Here is a 14983-nt window from a genome sequence, read left to right as displayed (position 1 = left end):
GCGTGTTCGCGCCTAGAGCGTCGAGCCATGAGCCATCCTCTTGACCGGGCGGTGTTCAACGCCCTGACCACGCGCCTGGCGCCGTTCGTGACGCCGGATTCGGGGTCGGCCGCGGTGCGCATCGATCCCGAGATCGGGGTGTTCCTGGCCGCGGCCGATGCGACGCCGCAAAGCCGCCGGGCGCTGTCCGAGCTGGACCGGCGCCACCCCGGCGGGGGCCTGGTCGAGCGCGAGGACGGGCCGATGGTCGACGTCCTGCCCGACGGCGCCGTGATCGCCGGGCGGGTCGCCCTGGTGCAGATGACGGCGACGGCGCTGACGCCCGTCGGTCCGCAAGGCGCGCGGCTGGACGACGTCATCCAGCCCCTGGACGAGGCCGACGCCCCGGCCATGCTGGCGCTGGCGACCCTGACGCGCCCCGGTCCCTTCCGGTCGCAGACGCGCAAGCTGGGTCCGTTCGTGGGCGTCAAGCGCGACGGCGAACTGGTCGCCATGGCGGGGCGGCGGCTGCGCGTGGACGGCTTCACCGAGCTGAGCGGCGTCTGCACCCACCCGGACCATCGCGGCCAGGGCTATGCGGCGGCCCTGTCTCGCGCCGTGGTCGGCGAGACAGGGCCTCGGGGGAGGCGGCCTTCCTGCACGCCTTCGCCGAGCATGAGGCGACCATCGCCTTCTATCGCGGGCTGGGGTTTCAGGCCCGGGCGCGCATGACCTATACCTTGCTGGGCGGGGGCTAAAGGAGGCGGACATGAGCCTGCATCAGGCGACGGTCGAATGGCGTCGGGGCGATCAGCCCTTCAGCGACAACAAGTATGCGCGCGCCCACGACTGGCGCTTTGACGGCGGGGCCGTGGTGCGCGGCTCCTCGGCGCCCTCGGCCATGCTGCCGCCGCCCCTGTCGGATGAGGCGGCGGTGGACCCGGAGGAGGCCCTGGTCGCGGCCCTGTCCAGCTGCCACATGCTGTTCTTCCTGGCCTACGCCCGTAAGGACGGCTTCATCGTCGACGTCTATCACGACGAGGCGGAAGGGACCCTGGGCCAGGACGAGCGCGGCAAGACGTCGATGACCCAGGTGGTGCTGCGCCCCGCCGTGACCTGGTCCGGGGACCGGCGGCCGGACGCGGCGGCCCTGGCCGACCTGCACCATCGCGCCCATGAGATGTGCTACATCGCCAACTCGGTCCGAGGCGACGTCCGGGTGGAGCCGCGCTGACCTTCAGGCGCTGCCTTAGGCTTGGGGAACGGCGTCCTCGAGGAAGGCGGCGAAGCGGCGCAGGGCTTCTTCGGTCAGTTCAGGATGGTGGCGCATCGGGCCGTTGCTGGTCGGTTCGTCGAAGGCGTGGGTGCCGTCGGCGACCCAGCTCTCCACCTCGGCGCCGCATTGGCGGATCATGGCGTTGACCCGTTCGGCGTTGCGGACGGTGGTCAGGTGGTCATGCCGCGCCGTCAGGGCCAGGACGCGCGGGCAATGCCGCCACGGCTTCATCCGGTTGAAGGCCCAGGGCCCGACGTAGGCGTAGGCCAGCCACACCGCCTTCACTCCCGCTAGGTCGACCGCGCCGGGATCGGCCAGGCCCAGACGGCCGGGCGCGGGCGTCTCCGTCATCATCTCCATGATCGACCAGCCGCCGTGGCTCCAGCCGCCCAGGACCAGCCGGGCGGGATCGACGTCGGGCCGCCGCGACACGCCGTGGATCGCCGCCAGGACGTCGCCCGCCCGCTCATAGCCGCGAAAGACCACGCCGGTGCAGACCGTGGCCAGGGTGAAGCCCCGGCCCCAGCCGCGCGGGCCGTAGGAATCGACGATGAAGGCGCGCCAGCCCGCGGCCTTGGCCGCCTCGGCGTAGCGCGGCAGGTGGGCGCGCAGGCCGCCGCAGCCGTGGAACAGCAGCACCGCCGGGCGCGGCCGGTCGTCGTCGGGGCCGACGACGGTCACAAGCGGCTCCAGGCGAGCCCAACGGGCGGAGATCGTTTCCATGGCGGGCAGCATACGCCGGTCGCCGCCGAGAAAAAGGCCGCCCTCATGTCGAGCGTTGGGCGGCCGACTTCAACATCCGCTCATCCCAGCGGAGGCCGGGATCCAGTGAGAGCGCCAGTCAGAAGCCTGTCTATTGAGCGCCGTGCTTGGAAGCCAAAGCATTGGATCCCGGCGTCCGCCGGGATAAGAGGGATTGTGGGAGGCTTCACCAACAAGACGGCCAAGAAAAAGCGCCGCAATCCGGGGATCGCGGCGCTTCCTCCAACGTATGCGCTCAAGCAGCGAGCCACCGCGCGGCTCGCGTTAGCGCAAAAAACGCTCAAGCAGCGGGCGGCCGCGCCGCCCGCGTTAGCGCCCCTTAGTGCCTGAACACCCGCACGCCGGTGAAGGCCATGGCGATGCCACGTTCGTCGGCGGCGGCGATGACTTCGTCGTCGCGGATCGAGCCGCCCGGCTGGATCACCGCCGTGGCCCCGGCGGCGATGGCTTCCAGCAGGCCGTCGGCGAAGGGGAAGAAGGCTTCGGACGCGCAGGCCGAACCCTGCGCCAGCGAATGGGCCAGACCCTTGGCCTCGCCGGCTTCCTTGGCGCGGATGGCGGCGATGCGGGCGCTATCGCGGCGGTTCATCTGACCGGCGCCGATGCCGGCCGTCTGGCCGTCCTTGGCGTAGACGATGGCGTTGGACTTGACGTGCTTGGCCACGGTGAAGGCGAACAGCATGTCCTGGATCTCGGTCGGCGTCGGCTGGCGGCGCGTGACGATCTTCAGGTCTTCGGGCTTGATCAGCGAGCGGTCGCGCGACTGGACCAGGAAGCCGCCGGCGACCGAACGGAACACCTCGCCGGGACCGTGCGGGTCAGGCAGGCCGTCGGTGATCAGCAGGCGCAGGTTCTTCTTGGCGGCGAAGACGGCCTTGGCCTCGTCATCCGCGCCGGGGGCGATGACGACCTCGGTGAAGATGCCGGTGATGGCGCGGGCGTCCTCGCCCGTCAGCGGGCGGTTGACGGCGATGACGCCGCCGAAGGCCGAGACGGCGTCGCATTCCAGCGCGCGGGCGTAGGCCTCCGACAGGGTGTGGCCGACCGCCACACCGCAAGGGTTGGCGTGTTTGACGATGACGCAGGCCGGGGCCTCGAACTCGGCCACCAGCTCATAGGCGGCGTCGGCGTCGGCGATGTTGTTGTAGCCCAGTTCCTTGCCCTGGATCTGGGTGGCGTAGGCCACGCCCGGACGCTTCTCGCCGGTGCGGTAGAAGGCGCCGGTCTGGTGCGGGTTCTCGCCGTAGCGCAGGGTCTGGGCCAGCGAGCCGGCGATCGACTTGCGCGCCGGGGCGGCGTCGTTCAGCTGACCGGCGAACCAGGACGACACGGCGGCGTCATAGGCGGCGGTGCGGGCGAAGGCGCGGGCGGCCAGCGACTTGCGCAGGGCCAGGGAGGTCGAGCCGTCGGCCTTCAGGGCCTCGATGATCAGGCCGATGCTCTCGGCGTCGACGGCGACGGCGACGTGGCCGTGGTTCTTGGAGCCCGAACGGATCATGGCCGGGCCGCCGATGTCGATGTTCTCGATGGCCGCTTCAAAGCCGCCGCCGTCCTCGACCGTCTTCTCGAAGGGGTAGAGGTCGATCCAGACGATGTCGATCGGGCCGATGCCGTGCTCGGTCATGGCGGCGGCGTGGGCCGGGGCGTTGCGCACGCCCAGCAGGCCGCCGTGCACGACGGGGTGCAGGGTCTTGACCCGGCCGTCCATCATTTCCGGGAAGCCGGTCAGGTCGGCCACATCCTTGACCGGCAGGCCGAAGCCCGCGATCGCCGCCTTGGTGCCGCCGGTGGAGACCAGCTCGACGCCCAGCCCCGCCAGGGTGCGCGCGGCGTCTTCCAGCCCGGCCTTGTCCGACAGGGAGATCAGGGCGCGGACGGGTTTGATGGCGTCCGGGGCGGGCGGAAAGTCGGGAGCGGCGGGCATGGGCGGCGTCCGTTAACAGCTGGGGCGGGGAGATGGCGGGCGCTCTAGCATCAACGGGCGGCGGCGTCAGCCCTTGGCGGCCGTCGCGTCCGGCGCGGCGCCTGATCCTCGGGTCAAGCCCGAGGATGACGGAGCATCAACAGGCTGCCGACCATGCTCTCCATATGCCCTCCCCCTCTTCGTCATCCTCGGGCTTGACCCGAGGATCGAGTTGTCCGCCACTCGACGTTCCATGAATGAGCGCCGCCCCTTCATCGCGACCTACATCCTGGCCAGCCGCCCGCTCGGCGTCCTTTACGTCGGCATGACGTCGAACCTCTACGAGCGCATCCGCCAGCACCGCGAGGATCGGATGGAAGGCTTCGCCCTGCATTACGGCTGCAAGACCCTGGTCTGATACGAGGCGCACGGCTTCGTCACCGAGGCGATCCGGCGGGAGAAGGCGCTCAAGCGCTGGAACCGCGCGTGGAAGTTGGAACTGGTCGAGAAGACCAATCCGGAGTGGGCCGACCTCTACCCGAGCCTGTTCGGATCGGCGCCCGATCCTCGGGTCAAGCCCGAGGATGACGGAGAGGGTTGCGTGGAGGCTTTTCTGAAAGGCCTCGATGACGCTTAGCTCGGATCGCCGCTCGCGCCGGCGGGGCTCAGTTTCCAGCGGACCTTGGTCTCGGCGTCGGTGCGGGCCGAGCCGCGCACGACGATCTGCAGCGAGCGTCGCGTCAGGCCGTCGTCGATGTGGACGGCGGGTTCGATCGCCACGTCGGGGCCGTCGCTGCGGAACCACCAGCCGCGCCCCGAAGGGCCGCGCAGCAGGATGGAGCGGCGGTCGCGGGCCAAGGATGCCTGGACGCCGGGCTCGAGCTGGAAGCGCAGGGCGTAGGGGGCGGCGAGGGCGCGCACGACCTCGGGCCGGTCGGCGGGCGGATGCAGCCGCTCCTCGGCGCGCAACTCGTCCAGCCGCTGGTCGATGTAGAGGCGGCGCTGATGCATCAGGCCGTAGCCCGGCATCCAGCCGTCGTGCTCGACCTCGAGCCAGACGGCGCCGTCGCCTTCTTGGTGCTGGCGGGTCACATGGATGGGCGGGCCGACGAGGCGCGGGCCGAGCAGCTCGCTCTTCCAGCCGGACAGGGGCTCGCCCAGGGGCTGTTCGCCCAGGGTCAGGGTCGAGGCGCCCGGCGTCAGGCGCAGGGCCTGTCGGTCCAGGGCGCGCGGGGTCCATCCGGCCGAGGTGAACAGGCGGTCGCGGCCGCAGACGACCTCCAGCGCGGCGGGCTGGCCGCAGGCGGCGGCCGACCAGGCGCCGCGCGCGGGCGCCTCGACGTCGATCATGACGGTCAGCAGCGGGCTGGAGACGCGCAGGACGCCGCCGACCACGCCGCTGGGCGGGGCGGCGGGGGCGTCGTCATGGGCGCGGGCGGCGGCGACGCGCTCGGGCGTGGAGGGGCCGCCGCCCTGGAAGACGGCCAGACGTCGGTCGGGCAGGGTCTGGAGGCGCAGGGCCAGGGTCAGGCGCGAAATGGCCTCGGCCACCGGTTCGGGCGTCACCTCCGACAGCTGGGCCAGGGCGTCGTCCAGGGTCAGCAGGTCGAGCAGCAGCTCCAACCCCATCTCCGGCGCGCGCGATGCGTGGGCGCCGTCCGGGGCGATCGTGGCGGCCAGGGCGGCGGGCAGGCGCTTCAGCGCCTTGTGGCGGATCGCGGCGCCCGTCTTGCCCGACAGGGCGCAGCCGGCGACGGCGGCGGCGGTCAGGCGCTCGGCCCGGCCCATGGCGCCGCCGGGCGGGCGCAGCAGCTGGCGGGCCTGGCGGGCCAGGATGTCGGTCAGCTGCAGCCGTTCGATCTCGGTCGCCACGCCTGCCAGCCGCCGTCCGGCGCAGGCCAGGCGATAGACGCGGCGAGCCAGGATGTCGGGGTCCCAGGAGAAGGGCGACCAGCGGCTGAACACCGCGTGCCAGGCCAGGGTCATGGCCAGGGCCTCGCGCGCGCCGCGATCGCCGGGCGCCATCATGGCGGGCATCCAGGCGAAGCCGTGCAGCTCGACGGCGAAGGCGCGGCTGGGGGTGGGGCTGTTCCACAGGTCCAGCGGGCTGTCGGCGTCCAGGCTGAGGCCCGCCAGGGTCAGCTTGCCCGACAGCAGGGGACGCGGCGCCTCCTCGGGCAGGGGGCGGAAGTCGCGCGGGCTGACGGCGAAGCCCTCGGCCGTGGGGCCGCCCAGGGTCAGGCCGTAGCCGGGCAGGCCGTACAGCTCGATCCACAGCTGGCGCGCGGCCAGGCCCTTGGCCACCGAGGCCCACAGGCGCGGGTCGGGCCGGGCGCTGGAGGCGGGGCGGATCGGCGTCCGCACCGGCGCGCCCCTGAGGCCGGGGATGTGCCCTTCGGCCAGGGGGACGTCGCTGTCGCGCGGGGCGAAGGGGCCGAGGGGGCTCACGCGGCGGCGGCCTTCAGGGCCTGGATGTTGGCGGCGTAGGCGTCGGGCCCGCCCTTGAAGACGAAGGAGCCGGCGACCAGGGCGTCGCCCCCGGCGGCGACGCAGGCCCCGGCGTTGGCGGCGACCACCCCGCCGTCGACCTGCAGGTGGGCCTTGGATCCGGCGCGGTCGAGGATGGCGCGGGCGCGCTCGATCTTCTTCAGCGAGGACTCGATGAATTTCTGACCGCCGAAGCCCGGATTGACCGACATGATCAACACCAGGTCGACCAGGTCGACGGCCTCCTCCAGCACGTTCAGCGGCGTGGCCGGGTTGAAGACCAGGCCGGCCTTGGCGCCCAGCTGGCGGATCTGACCCAGGGTGCGGTGGACGTGCGGGCCGCTTTCGGGGTGGACGCTCATGATGTCGGCGCCCGCCGCGCGATAGGCCTCCAGCCAGTTGTCGACCGGGGCGACCATCAGGTGGACGTCGAACGGCAGGCTGGTGTGCGGCCGCAGGGCCTTCACCACGTCCGGGCCGATGGTCAGGTTGGGCACGAAATGGCCGTCCATGACGTCGACGTGAATCCAGTCGGCGCCCGCCGCCTCGAGGGCGCGGATCTCCTCGCCCAGCTTGGAGAAGTCGCTGGCCAGGATGGAGGGGCAGATCAGCGGGGCGGTCGCGGTCGTCTGGGTCATGATTCTGCGACTTACGGCCCCTCGGCGCGAGGGGCAAGCCGGGCCGCTGACGCAGGCCGCGACAAGCCCGGTCATTGGCGCTTCGTGAACGGTCGGGCGTGGTCGTTGGCGAAGGCGCGGCGGTCGAGGACGCAAGGTCGCTGGCGGGGGGCGAGCGGGGCGTCGGAGGAAGCGGCTTCTCGATCACCCCGAAAGGACCCGTCATGATGATCCGCGTGTTCGCCGCCGTCGCCGGTCTGGCCTTCGCCGCCCCGGCCTTCGCCCAATCCGCCGACAGCCGCCTGACCTTCACCTTCGAGACCGGCGCCCGGACCGGCGCGGTCCTGGTCGCCCTCTACGACAGCGAGGCCGCCTATGAGGGCGACGTCCCGACTCGGCTGGCTCGCGTCGATGTGGCGGCGGGCCAGCGCGCCGCCGTGTTCGAGAGGCTGGCCGCCGGGGCCTACGGCATGAAGGCCTTCCACGACGTCAACGACGATGGCGAGATGAACGTCAATCCGTTCGGCATGCCGACCGAGCCCTACGCCTTCTCCAACAACGCCGTCGGAAACATGGGGCCGGCCAAATGGGATCGCGCCCGCTTCGAGGTGTCGGGCGCGACCGCCCAGACCATCCGCATCCGTTGAGCCGGGAGCCCGCGTCATGACCTCGACCCGACGCGCCCTCTTCATGGGCGCCGCCGCCCTGGCCGTCACGCCCGACGTGACCCGCGCGGCCCAGGCGCTCGTTGTCGCGTCCGACTGGTCGTTGGCCACCGCCGACGTCGAGGGCGACGTGGCGCCGAGGCCCCTGCGTTTGATCCACGGCCGGGCGCCCGAGGGCCTGTCGGGCAGCCTCTACCGCAACGGCCCGGCCAAGTTCCGGCGGCCCGGGGGCTCGGCCCAGCACTGGTTCGACGGCGACGGCCTGATCCGGCGCTGGCGGGTGCAGGAGGGTCAGGCGACGCTGGCCGCCCGCTTCGCCGACACGCCCAAGCGGCGACAGGAGGCCGAGGCCGGCGTCATGCTGATGCCGGGTTTCGGCACGGTCGCCGATCCGCGCGCCCGCATCGGCTCGGCCGACGACGCCAGCGCGGCCAACACCTCCGTCCACCGGGTCGGCGGCAAGCTGTGGGCCTTGTGGGAGGCGGGCTCGCCCCTGGCCATGGACCCGGAGACGCTCGAGACGGAGGACTTCGTCACTCTGCGTCCCGATCTGAAGGGCATGCCCTTCCTGGCCCATCCGCGCGTCGAGCCGGACGGCCGCATCTGGAATCTGGGGGTGAACGGGCGGCAGGCCATGGTCTGGCGGCTGGCGGCGGACGGGGCGCTGGAGGCGGCGGAGGTGATCGCCCTGCCGCGCGCCAGCTACATCCACGACTTCAGCGCCACGGCCAACCATCTGGTTCTCGTGCTGCAGCCCTGGGTCCGGACGCGCGGCGTCATGCCCCTGTCGGCGGCCTTCGACTGGACGCCCGAGGCGGGGACGCAGGTGCTGGTCATCGACAAGGCCGACCTGTCGCGGCGGCGCGTCTATGAGCTGCCGCCCTTTGGCGTCTTCCACGTGGGCGACGCCTGGGAGGAGGCGGACGGCACGATCCGCTTCGACCTGTGCGCCTACAAGGACATGGACTTCGCCGCGCGCGGCGCCCGGGCGGTGCTGAACGGCGTGCCTCTGGGCGGCGAGCCGGCCGAGCTGGCCATGGCTGTCTTGTCGCCGAACGGGCGCGGACGGCTGGAGCGCACGGGCGTGGTCGGCGAGTTTCCGCGCGGCGACCCGCGCCGCGCCGGCCTGGCGCGCCGCTTCAGCCTGCACACCACGGGCGAGCGCGCCGATCGGCCGCTGGCCTCGGCGGTCGCCGTCACCGACTGGGCGTCAGGCCGAACGCGGGCCTTCGACTTCGGCCCCGATCATGTGACCGACGAGATGGTCTACGTGCCCAAGCCCGGCGCGACGCACGAGGCCGACGCCTGGCTGGTCGGCCCGAGCATCAACCTGAAGGCCGGGGTCAGCGAACTGCACGTGCTGGACCTGATGCACGTCGAGGACGGCCCCGTCGCCACCTGGCGCGCCGACGTGGCCCTGCCGGCGGCGTTTCACGGGAACTGGGTCTGAAGCGCGGCCTGCCAATGTCCGCTTCCGACCCATTGCGGACGTTAGGGCTTCCGTTGGTCAAAAGGTCCGAGGCGCGAAATGAGCAGGTCTCGGTCGGGTCGCCATATCTCAGCCGATGCGCCGGGTCGGTCCCGCAGAACCTGTTCAGTTTCCCGGATCGCATCCTCATCGCTGTTGAACGTCAGCGCACCAAGATGCCCAGGTTTCTGGGAGTCAGGGAAAGACCAAACCACACGATATTTCGGCACACCCGTCTCCCAGCCTGTCGATACATCAATCTAATTCGAAGCCTTCGACAAGGCGATGCTGACTTCCGCTTCCCACCCATAGCGGACGTCCAGTGGGAGCTACCACCACCCCGCCTCGCGCAGCGCCTTGGCGTAGCGGCGGCTGACGGGGGCGACCAGGGCGCCGCCGGCCAGCGTCAGGGCGGCGCGGCCGTCGCCGCGCGAGACCGAGGCGACGGCGTCCTTGGCCACCCACCAGCTGCGGTGGGTCTGGGCGCCTTCCAGGCCTTCCAGTTCGCCGAGGGCGTCGGACAGGCGCATCAGGATCAGGTCCGAGCCCCGGTCGGTGTGCAGACGCAGGTAGTGGTCCTCGGCCTGGACGGCGATCAGGCGCGCGCCGCGCAGCCTCGGCGGCAGGCGCTCGAGGAAGCGGGCGGGCGCGGCGCCGGGGCCGCCCGCATGGGTCTCGACCGGGCGCGCGCGGCCCAGGAAGACGTGAAGCACGGACAGCAGGGCGGTGACCAGCGTCACCGGGAAGAGGAAGGCGGGCAGATAGGCCAGCGGCTGCATGGCGCCTTCGAGCGCGGGGCCGGTGACGGCCCAGACCAGCAGGGTCAGCGGGCCGCTGATGATCAGGGTCTCGAGGCCCGCCGCGGCCCAGGGCCGGGCGTCGACGTCGATGCGCCGCGCCGTCCAGGCCCCGCAGACATGGCCCCACAGGCTGCCCGCCAGCATCAGTCCGACCCAGTAGGCCAGACGCGGCCAGAAGGGCGCGCCGCCCGTGCCGAAGGCGCCGGACAGGGTCAGGAAGACGGCCGCGACGGCGGCCACGACGAGGCCGCGCAGGAGGTCGCGCGCTCGTCCGTCGAGGCCCCCCGCGACCCTCATCAGCCGTCCGATTTCGGGCCGCACACGGCGCGGAAGCCGGCGGCGGCGAAACGCACCATGTAGTCGCAGGCGCTGTCCAGATCGCCGGACTTGCACAGGCCGCCGGACAGGCGGTCCAGGCGCCCCGTCTCGCCGAGCGTCAGGGTCAGGGCGCCGGACAGGTTGTGATAGGCCCAATAGAGGTCGGCCTCGTCCGCCTGGGGCAGGATGCGCTTGACCAGCTCCAGCAGGCGCCGGATCGCCGGGTCGAAATAGCGGGCCATGGTCTCGCCGCCGAAGGCCGGGTTGGCGTTGGTCTGGGCCACCAGGGCGGCGTAGTGCTTCCACCCCGGCCCGCCCTTGAGCGACCACTGGAACGGCGGGCGCAGGAAGGCCTCGAACAGCCCCTCCAGCGTCATGGCGTCGCCCACGGCCTCGGCGTAGCGGTCGATGGCGGCGACGCGCTCGCTGTTCCACACCTCGGCGCGGCGGATGAAGACGGCGTCGAACAGCTCCTTCTTGGCCCCGAAATAATAGTGGACCAGCGCCGTATCCACGCCCGCCTCGCGCGCCACCTCGCGGATGGTGACGCCGTAGAAGCCGTGCTTGGAGAACAGGTCCTCGGCCGCGTTCAGGATGGCCTCGCGGGTCTCGCCCGCGACGGCTGTCTTGGACTTCTTGGGCCGGCCGCGCCGCGCCGGGGCGGCGGGGCCGGTCGGAAGCTGGGGCGCGGCGGGGGGCGGCGGGTCGCTCTTCGTCATGGCGGGAAGCTAGTCGCGCTTGGGGGCTTAGTGCAACGGCGCCACAGGCCGGCTCTTTCCATGGCGAAAAACAGACTTGGCCGTTTGACAGCCGGGCGAAAGATCGGCACCAATGCTGAAAATCATTGAACGCTGAATAAAAGCGTCATCGGGCTGGAAACAAGATTGGGATCCAAATGAACAGACTCGTGAAGACCGCCCTGCTGGCGGGCGCCGCCTTTGGCGTGATGGCCTCGGCGGCTCAGGCCCAGGTCCAGGCCGCTCCGGTCGGGGAGCAGGCCTCCAACGTCGACGACATCATCGTCAGCGCCCGCCGCCGCGACGAAGCGCTCAAGGACGTGCCGATCTCGGTGTCGGCTCTGGGCGCCGAGCGTCTCGAGGAAACCGGCGCGAGCGACATCACCGCCCTGCAGCAGCAGACTCCGAACGCCACGGTCCAGGTCGCGCGCGGCTCCAACTCGACCCTGATCTCCTTCATCCGCGGCATCGGCCAGCAGGACCCGCTGTGGGGCTTCGAGCCCGGCGTCGGCCTCTACGTCGACGACGTTTATGTGGCCCGTCCGCAGGGCGCGGTGCTGGACATCTTCGACATCCAGCGCATCGAGGTGCTGCGCGGCCCGCAAGGCTCGCTGTATGGCCGCAACACGGTGGGCGGCGCGATCAAATACGTCACCTCGCGTCTGGACCCGGATTCGCCGGAGCTGACCCTGCGCGGCGCCTACGGCAGCTACAACCAGATCGACCTGCTGGCCCAGGGCTCCATGCCGGTCACCGACAAGCTGCGCATCGGCGGCGCCGTCGCCAGCTACAACCGTGACGGCTACGGCAAGAACCTGAACACGGGCGCCGAGCACTACGACAAGGACGTCCTGGCCGGCCGCGTCAGCGTCGAGTTCCAGCCTTACGACAACGCCTTCTTCCGCCTGGCCTATGACCGGGTCGAGGACAGGTCGAACCCGCGCCACGGCCACCGCGAAGTCGCCGGCGTCGGCCCGGGCGCCGGCGTCCCCGGCAGCGTCTATGACACCTACGCCGGCCTCGGCGACAAGAACAAGGTGACGACCGAAGGCGTGTCGCTGACCGCCCAGGTCGATCTCAACGATGTCTGGTCGTTCAAGTCGATCACCGCCTATCGCACCGGCGACACCAACACCCTGATCGACTTCGACAACACGCCCGCGCCGACGCTGGACGTGCCAGCCGTTTATGGCGACCACCAGTTCACCCAGGAATTCCAGGCGCTGTTCAGCACCGACCGGATTCAGGGCGTGGCCGGGATCTTCTATCTGGACGGCACCGCCTCGGGGGCCTTCGACACCATCGCCCAGAATTTCGGCATCGTCATCGGCACCGCCGGCTATGTCGAGACGACCAGCATCGCCCTGTTCACGGACGTGAACCTGGACCTGACGGAGCGTCTGCACCTGGGCCTGGGCGCGCGCTACACGATGGACGACAAGACCGGCCACGTCTTCCGCGCCAACTACCTGGGCGCGGCCCGCAGCCCGCTGCTGGGCGGCGCGGCGCGCAATCCGATCCTGCTGCGCACGGACTATACGAACTCGAACAGCTTCGACCAGTTCACGCCCAAGGCCTCGCTGTCCTATGACTTCTCGGACCGCCTGACCGGCTACGCCTCCTATTCGAAGGGCTTCAAGTCGGGCGGCTTCGACATGCGCGGCGACGCCATCCTGACGCCGAACACGGTCAACGGCTATCAGCCGGAGAAGGTCGACTCCTATGAAATCGGCCTGAAGGGCTCGGCCTTCGACCGTCGTCTGAACTTCGCTTCGGCCATCTTCTACAACAAGTATGAGGACCAGCAGGTCACCACCCAGGTCCCGGCCGTGGGCGGCATCGCCAGCTTCGTCGACAACGTCGGCTCGTCCAAGTTCTACGGGGCGGAACTGGAAGGCTCGCTGATCCTGACCGACAGCCTGACGGCCAACTTCGCGGTCGGCTACCTCGACTCCAAGTTCGAGCAGTTCCTGCGCTACAACCTGACGACCCAGAAGTACGAGGACATCTCGAGCCTGGTGGTGCTGCAGAACGCGCCGAAGTGGACGGGCTATCTGGGTCTGACCTGGCGCGGCGACGTGGCGGGCGGTTCGCTGGCCGTGACTCCGTCGGTCAGCTATCGCGACGACTACAGCCAGTTCGAGTTCCCCAACCCAGTGCTGGATCAGGACGCCTTCGCCCTGGTCGACCTGTCGGTCGTGTGGACCGACCCGAGCCAGAAGTGGACCGTCGGCGTCTTCGGCAAGAACCTGACGGACGAAGAGTATCGCGTGGGCGGCTACAACTTCGCCGGCGCCGCCTACAACGACTCCCTGATCGGCTACTACGGCCCGCCGCGCACCGTGACGGCGTCGCTGCAGTACAAGTTCTGATCGGGACTCTTCTCCTGAACGCCTGATCATCTGATCGCGGGCGGCGGTTCGTTCGAGCCGCCGCCCTTCTTTTTTGTGGCGCGGGGCGGCCAGGCCGCTACCGTCGCCGCCAGTAAACCAGTCGGGAACCGTCCATGAGCCAGATCGAAGCCGCCGCCGAAGCGGCCAAGGCCGACGCCGCCAAGGCCGACGCGGGGGCGTCGGACGCGCGCGCCGCCGCGCCGGGCTATCGCTACTATGTGCTGGGGATCCTGATCCTCATCTACATGCTGAACTTCCTGGACCGGCAGATCATCGGCATCCTGGCCGCGCCGCTGAAGGCCGAGTTCAACCTGAGCGACCGCCAGTTCGGCCTGCTGGGCGGCCTGGCCTTCGCCCTGCTGTATTCGACCCTGGCCATTCCCATCGCCTGGCTGGCGGACCGGTTCAGCCGGGTGTGGATCATGACCGGCGCCCTGACGCTGTGGTCCGGCTTCACCGCCCTGTGCGGCCTGGCGGGCGGGTTCGGCTCCCTGTTCCTGTGCCGCATGGGCGTGGGCATCGGCGAGGCGGGCGGAGTGGCCCCGGCCTATTCCCTGATCGCCGACTACTTCCCCAAGTCGCAGCGCGCGCGGGCCCTGGCGGCCTACGCCTTCGGCATTCCCCTGGGCATGGCGGCGGGCACCCTGGTCGGCGGCCTGCTGGCGGCGACCTGGGGCTGGCGCACGGCCTTCATCGTGGTCGGTGTCCTGGGCGTGCTGGTCGCGCCGGTGCTGCGCCTGACGGTCAAGGACCCCAAGCGCGGCGGCCTGGACGCCGAGCCGTCCGCGCCGGTTGTCGTCGAAGCGCCCAAGGCCCCGCCCTTCATGACGGTGGTGCGCACCCTGGCGCCCAAGCCCAGCTTCTGGCTGCTGTCGTTCGGCGCGGCGGCGTCCTCGGTGTGCGGCTACGGCGTCGCCGCCTGGCTGCCCAGCTTCTTCATGCGCAGCTTCGGCCTGACCCTGTCGCAGACGGCCTGGTATTATTCGGCCATCGTCCTGGTCGGCGGGGTGGCGGGCATCTGGCTGGGCGGCTCCATGGCCGACCGCCTGGGCCGGAAGTCCAAGGGCGCCTATCCGCTGACGCCGGCGATCGCCTTCCTGATCTCCGTGCCCTGCTTCATCCTGGCGATGAACTCCGGCGCCCTGGTCGGCGCGGTCATCCCCGGGTCCGACCCCAACGGCCTGGCGGCCCTGACCCTGGCCTTCCTGATCTTCCTGATCCCGACCGGGCTGAACCTGGTGTGGCTGGGGCCGATCACGGCGGCGGTGCAGCATCTGGCCGGCCCGGCCATGCGGACCACGGCCTCGGCCCTGTTCCTGCTGATCAACAACCTGCTGGGGATCGCCGTCGGCATCTACTACTTCGGCTGGATGAGCGACCTGCTGCGCCCGACCTTCGGCGAGGAAAGCCTGCGCTGGGCCATCTACACCGGCATGGGCTTCTACCTGCTGTCCTCGGCCCTGCTGATCGGCGCCTCGCGCACGCTCAAGAAGGACTGGGTCGACTGATCCGCCGCCCCGGCGGCCAGCGTCGCCGGGGGCATAAGAAAAGCCTCATGAGGCCATAAGGAGAGGGACG

At 70.8% G+C, this 14983-nt stretch carries 13 protein-coding genes; 7 read left to right on the top strand and 6 right to left on the bottom strand.

The window, feature by feature from the left end; genetic code table 11:
- Positions 1-27: 27 nt before the first annotated feature.
- A complete protein-coding gene (locus D8I30_RS04750; RefSeq protein WP_240387329.1) occupies positions 28-711 on the top strand; it encodes a GNAT family N-acetyltransferase in 684 nt (227 codons plus the stop codon).
- A gap of 37 nt (positions 712-748) precedes the next feature.
- Positions 749-1213, top strand: coding sequence for an OsmC family protein (locus D8I30_RS04745; protein WP_121481720.1), 465 nt, complete (start codon positions 749-751; stop codon positions 1211-1213).
- Between the two features lie 15 nt (positions 1214-1228).
- Here D8I30_RS04745 and D8I30_RS04740 read toward each other — a convergent pair whose 3' ends face one another.
- Entirely contained in the window at positions 1229-1936 is a 708-nt protein-coding gene (locus D8I30_RS04740) for a dienelactone hydrolase family protein (protein ID WP_240387328.1), read from the bottom strand.
- A gap of 400 nt (positions 1937-2336) precedes the next feature.
- Positions 2337-3941, bottom strand: coding sequence for a bifunctional phosphoribosylaminoimidazolecarboxamide formyltransferase/IMP cyclohydrolase (purH, locus tag D8I30_RS04735; RefSeq protein WP_121481719.1), 1605 nt, complete (start codon positions 3939-3941; stop codon positions 2337-2339).
- 232 nt (positions 3942-4173) lie between these two features.
- Between purH and D8I30_RS14685 the strand changes: the two genes are divergently transcribed.
- Complete coding sequence (locus tag D8I30_RS14685) at positions 4174-4338, top strand: GIY-YIG nuclease family protein (RefSeq protein WP_240387327.1); 165 nt, start codon at positions 4174-4176, stop codon at positions 4336-4338.
- Between the two features lie 215 nt (positions 4339-4553).
- On the opposite strand, the gene D8I30_RS04725 is transcribed toward D8I30_RS14685, so the two are convergent.
- The gene (locus D8I30_RS04725; RefSeq protein WP_121481718.1) at positions 4554-6368 is read right to left on the bottom strand and encodes a heparinase II/III family protein; all 1815 of its coding nucleotides are present in this window, start codon (positions 6366-6368) and stop codon (positions 4554-4556) included.
- Positions 6365-7045, bottom strand: coding sequence for a ribulose-phosphate 3-epimerase (rpe, locus tag D8I30_RS04720; protein WP_121481717.1), 681 nt, complete (start codon positions 7043-7045; stop codon positions 6365-6367). The genes D8I30_RS04725 and rpe overlap by 4 nt, the downstream gene beginning before the upstream one ends.
- Positions 7046-7248: 203 nt before the next feature.
- On the opposite strand from rpe, the gene D8I30_RS04715 reads away from it, so the two are divergent.
- Together D8I30_RS04715 and D8I30_RS04710 are read left to right on the top strand one after the other, a co-directional pair.
- On the top strand, positions 7249-7671 hold the full coding sequence (locus tag D8I30_RS04715; protein WP_240387326.1) for a DUF2141 domain-containing protein: 423 nt from the start codon (positions 7249-7251) through the stop codon (positions 7669-7671).
- A 16-nt stretch (positions 7672-7687) separates the two neighbouring features.
- Entirely contained in the window at positions 7688-9139 is a 1452-nt protein-coding gene (locus D8I30_RS04710; RefSeq protein WP_121481716.1) for a carotenoid oxygenase family protein, read from the top strand.
- A 347-nt stretch (positions 9140-9486) separates the two neighbouring features.
- On the opposite strand, the gene D8I30_RS04705 is transcribed toward D8I30_RS04710, so the two are convergent.
- Together D8I30_RS04705 and D8I30_RS04700 are read right to left on the bottom strand one after the other, a co-directional pair.
- Positions 9487-10254 (bottom strand): LytTR family DNA-binding domain-containing protein, encoded by a 768-nt coding sequence (locus tag D8I30_RS04705; protein ID WP_121481715.1) that lies wholly within the window; start codon positions 10252-10254, stop codon positions 9487-9489.
- Positions 10254-10994 carry a TetR/AcrR family transcriptional regulator gene (locus tag D8I30_RS04700; protein ID WP_121481714.1) on the bottom strand — a complete coding sequence of 247 codons (741 nt, stop codon included), beginning with the start codon at positions 10992-10994 and terminating at the stop codon, positions 10254-10256. The genes D8I30_RS04705 and D8I30_RS04700 overlap by 1 nt, the downstream gene beginning before the upstream one ends.
- A 176-nt stretch (positions 10995-11170) precedes the next feature.
- On the opposite strand from D8I30_RS04700, the gene D8I30_RS04695 reads away from it, so the two are divergent.
- Positions 11171-13384 carry a TonB-dependent receptor gene (locus tag D8I30_RS04695; RefSeq protein WP_121481713.1) on the top strand — a complete coding sequence of 738 codons (2214 nt, stop codon included), beginning with the start codon at positions 11171-11173 and terminating at the stop codon, positions 13382-13384.
- A gap of 134 nt (positions 13385-13518) precedes the next feature.
- Entirely contained in the window at positions 13519-14913 is a 1395-nt protein-coding gene (locus D8I30_RS04690) for a spinster family MFS transporter (RefSeq protein WP_121481712.1), read from the top strand.
- Positions 14914-14983: the final 70 nt, after the last annotated feature.

The sequence above is a fragment of the Brevundimonas naejangsanensis genome, assembly GCF_003627995.1.
Lineage (GTDB): Bacteria > Pseudomonadota > Alphaproteobacteria > Caulobacterales > Caulobacteraceae > Brevundimonas > Brevundimonas naejangsanensis_B.
This window is presented reverse-complemented; position numbering and strand designations above follow the sequence as displayed.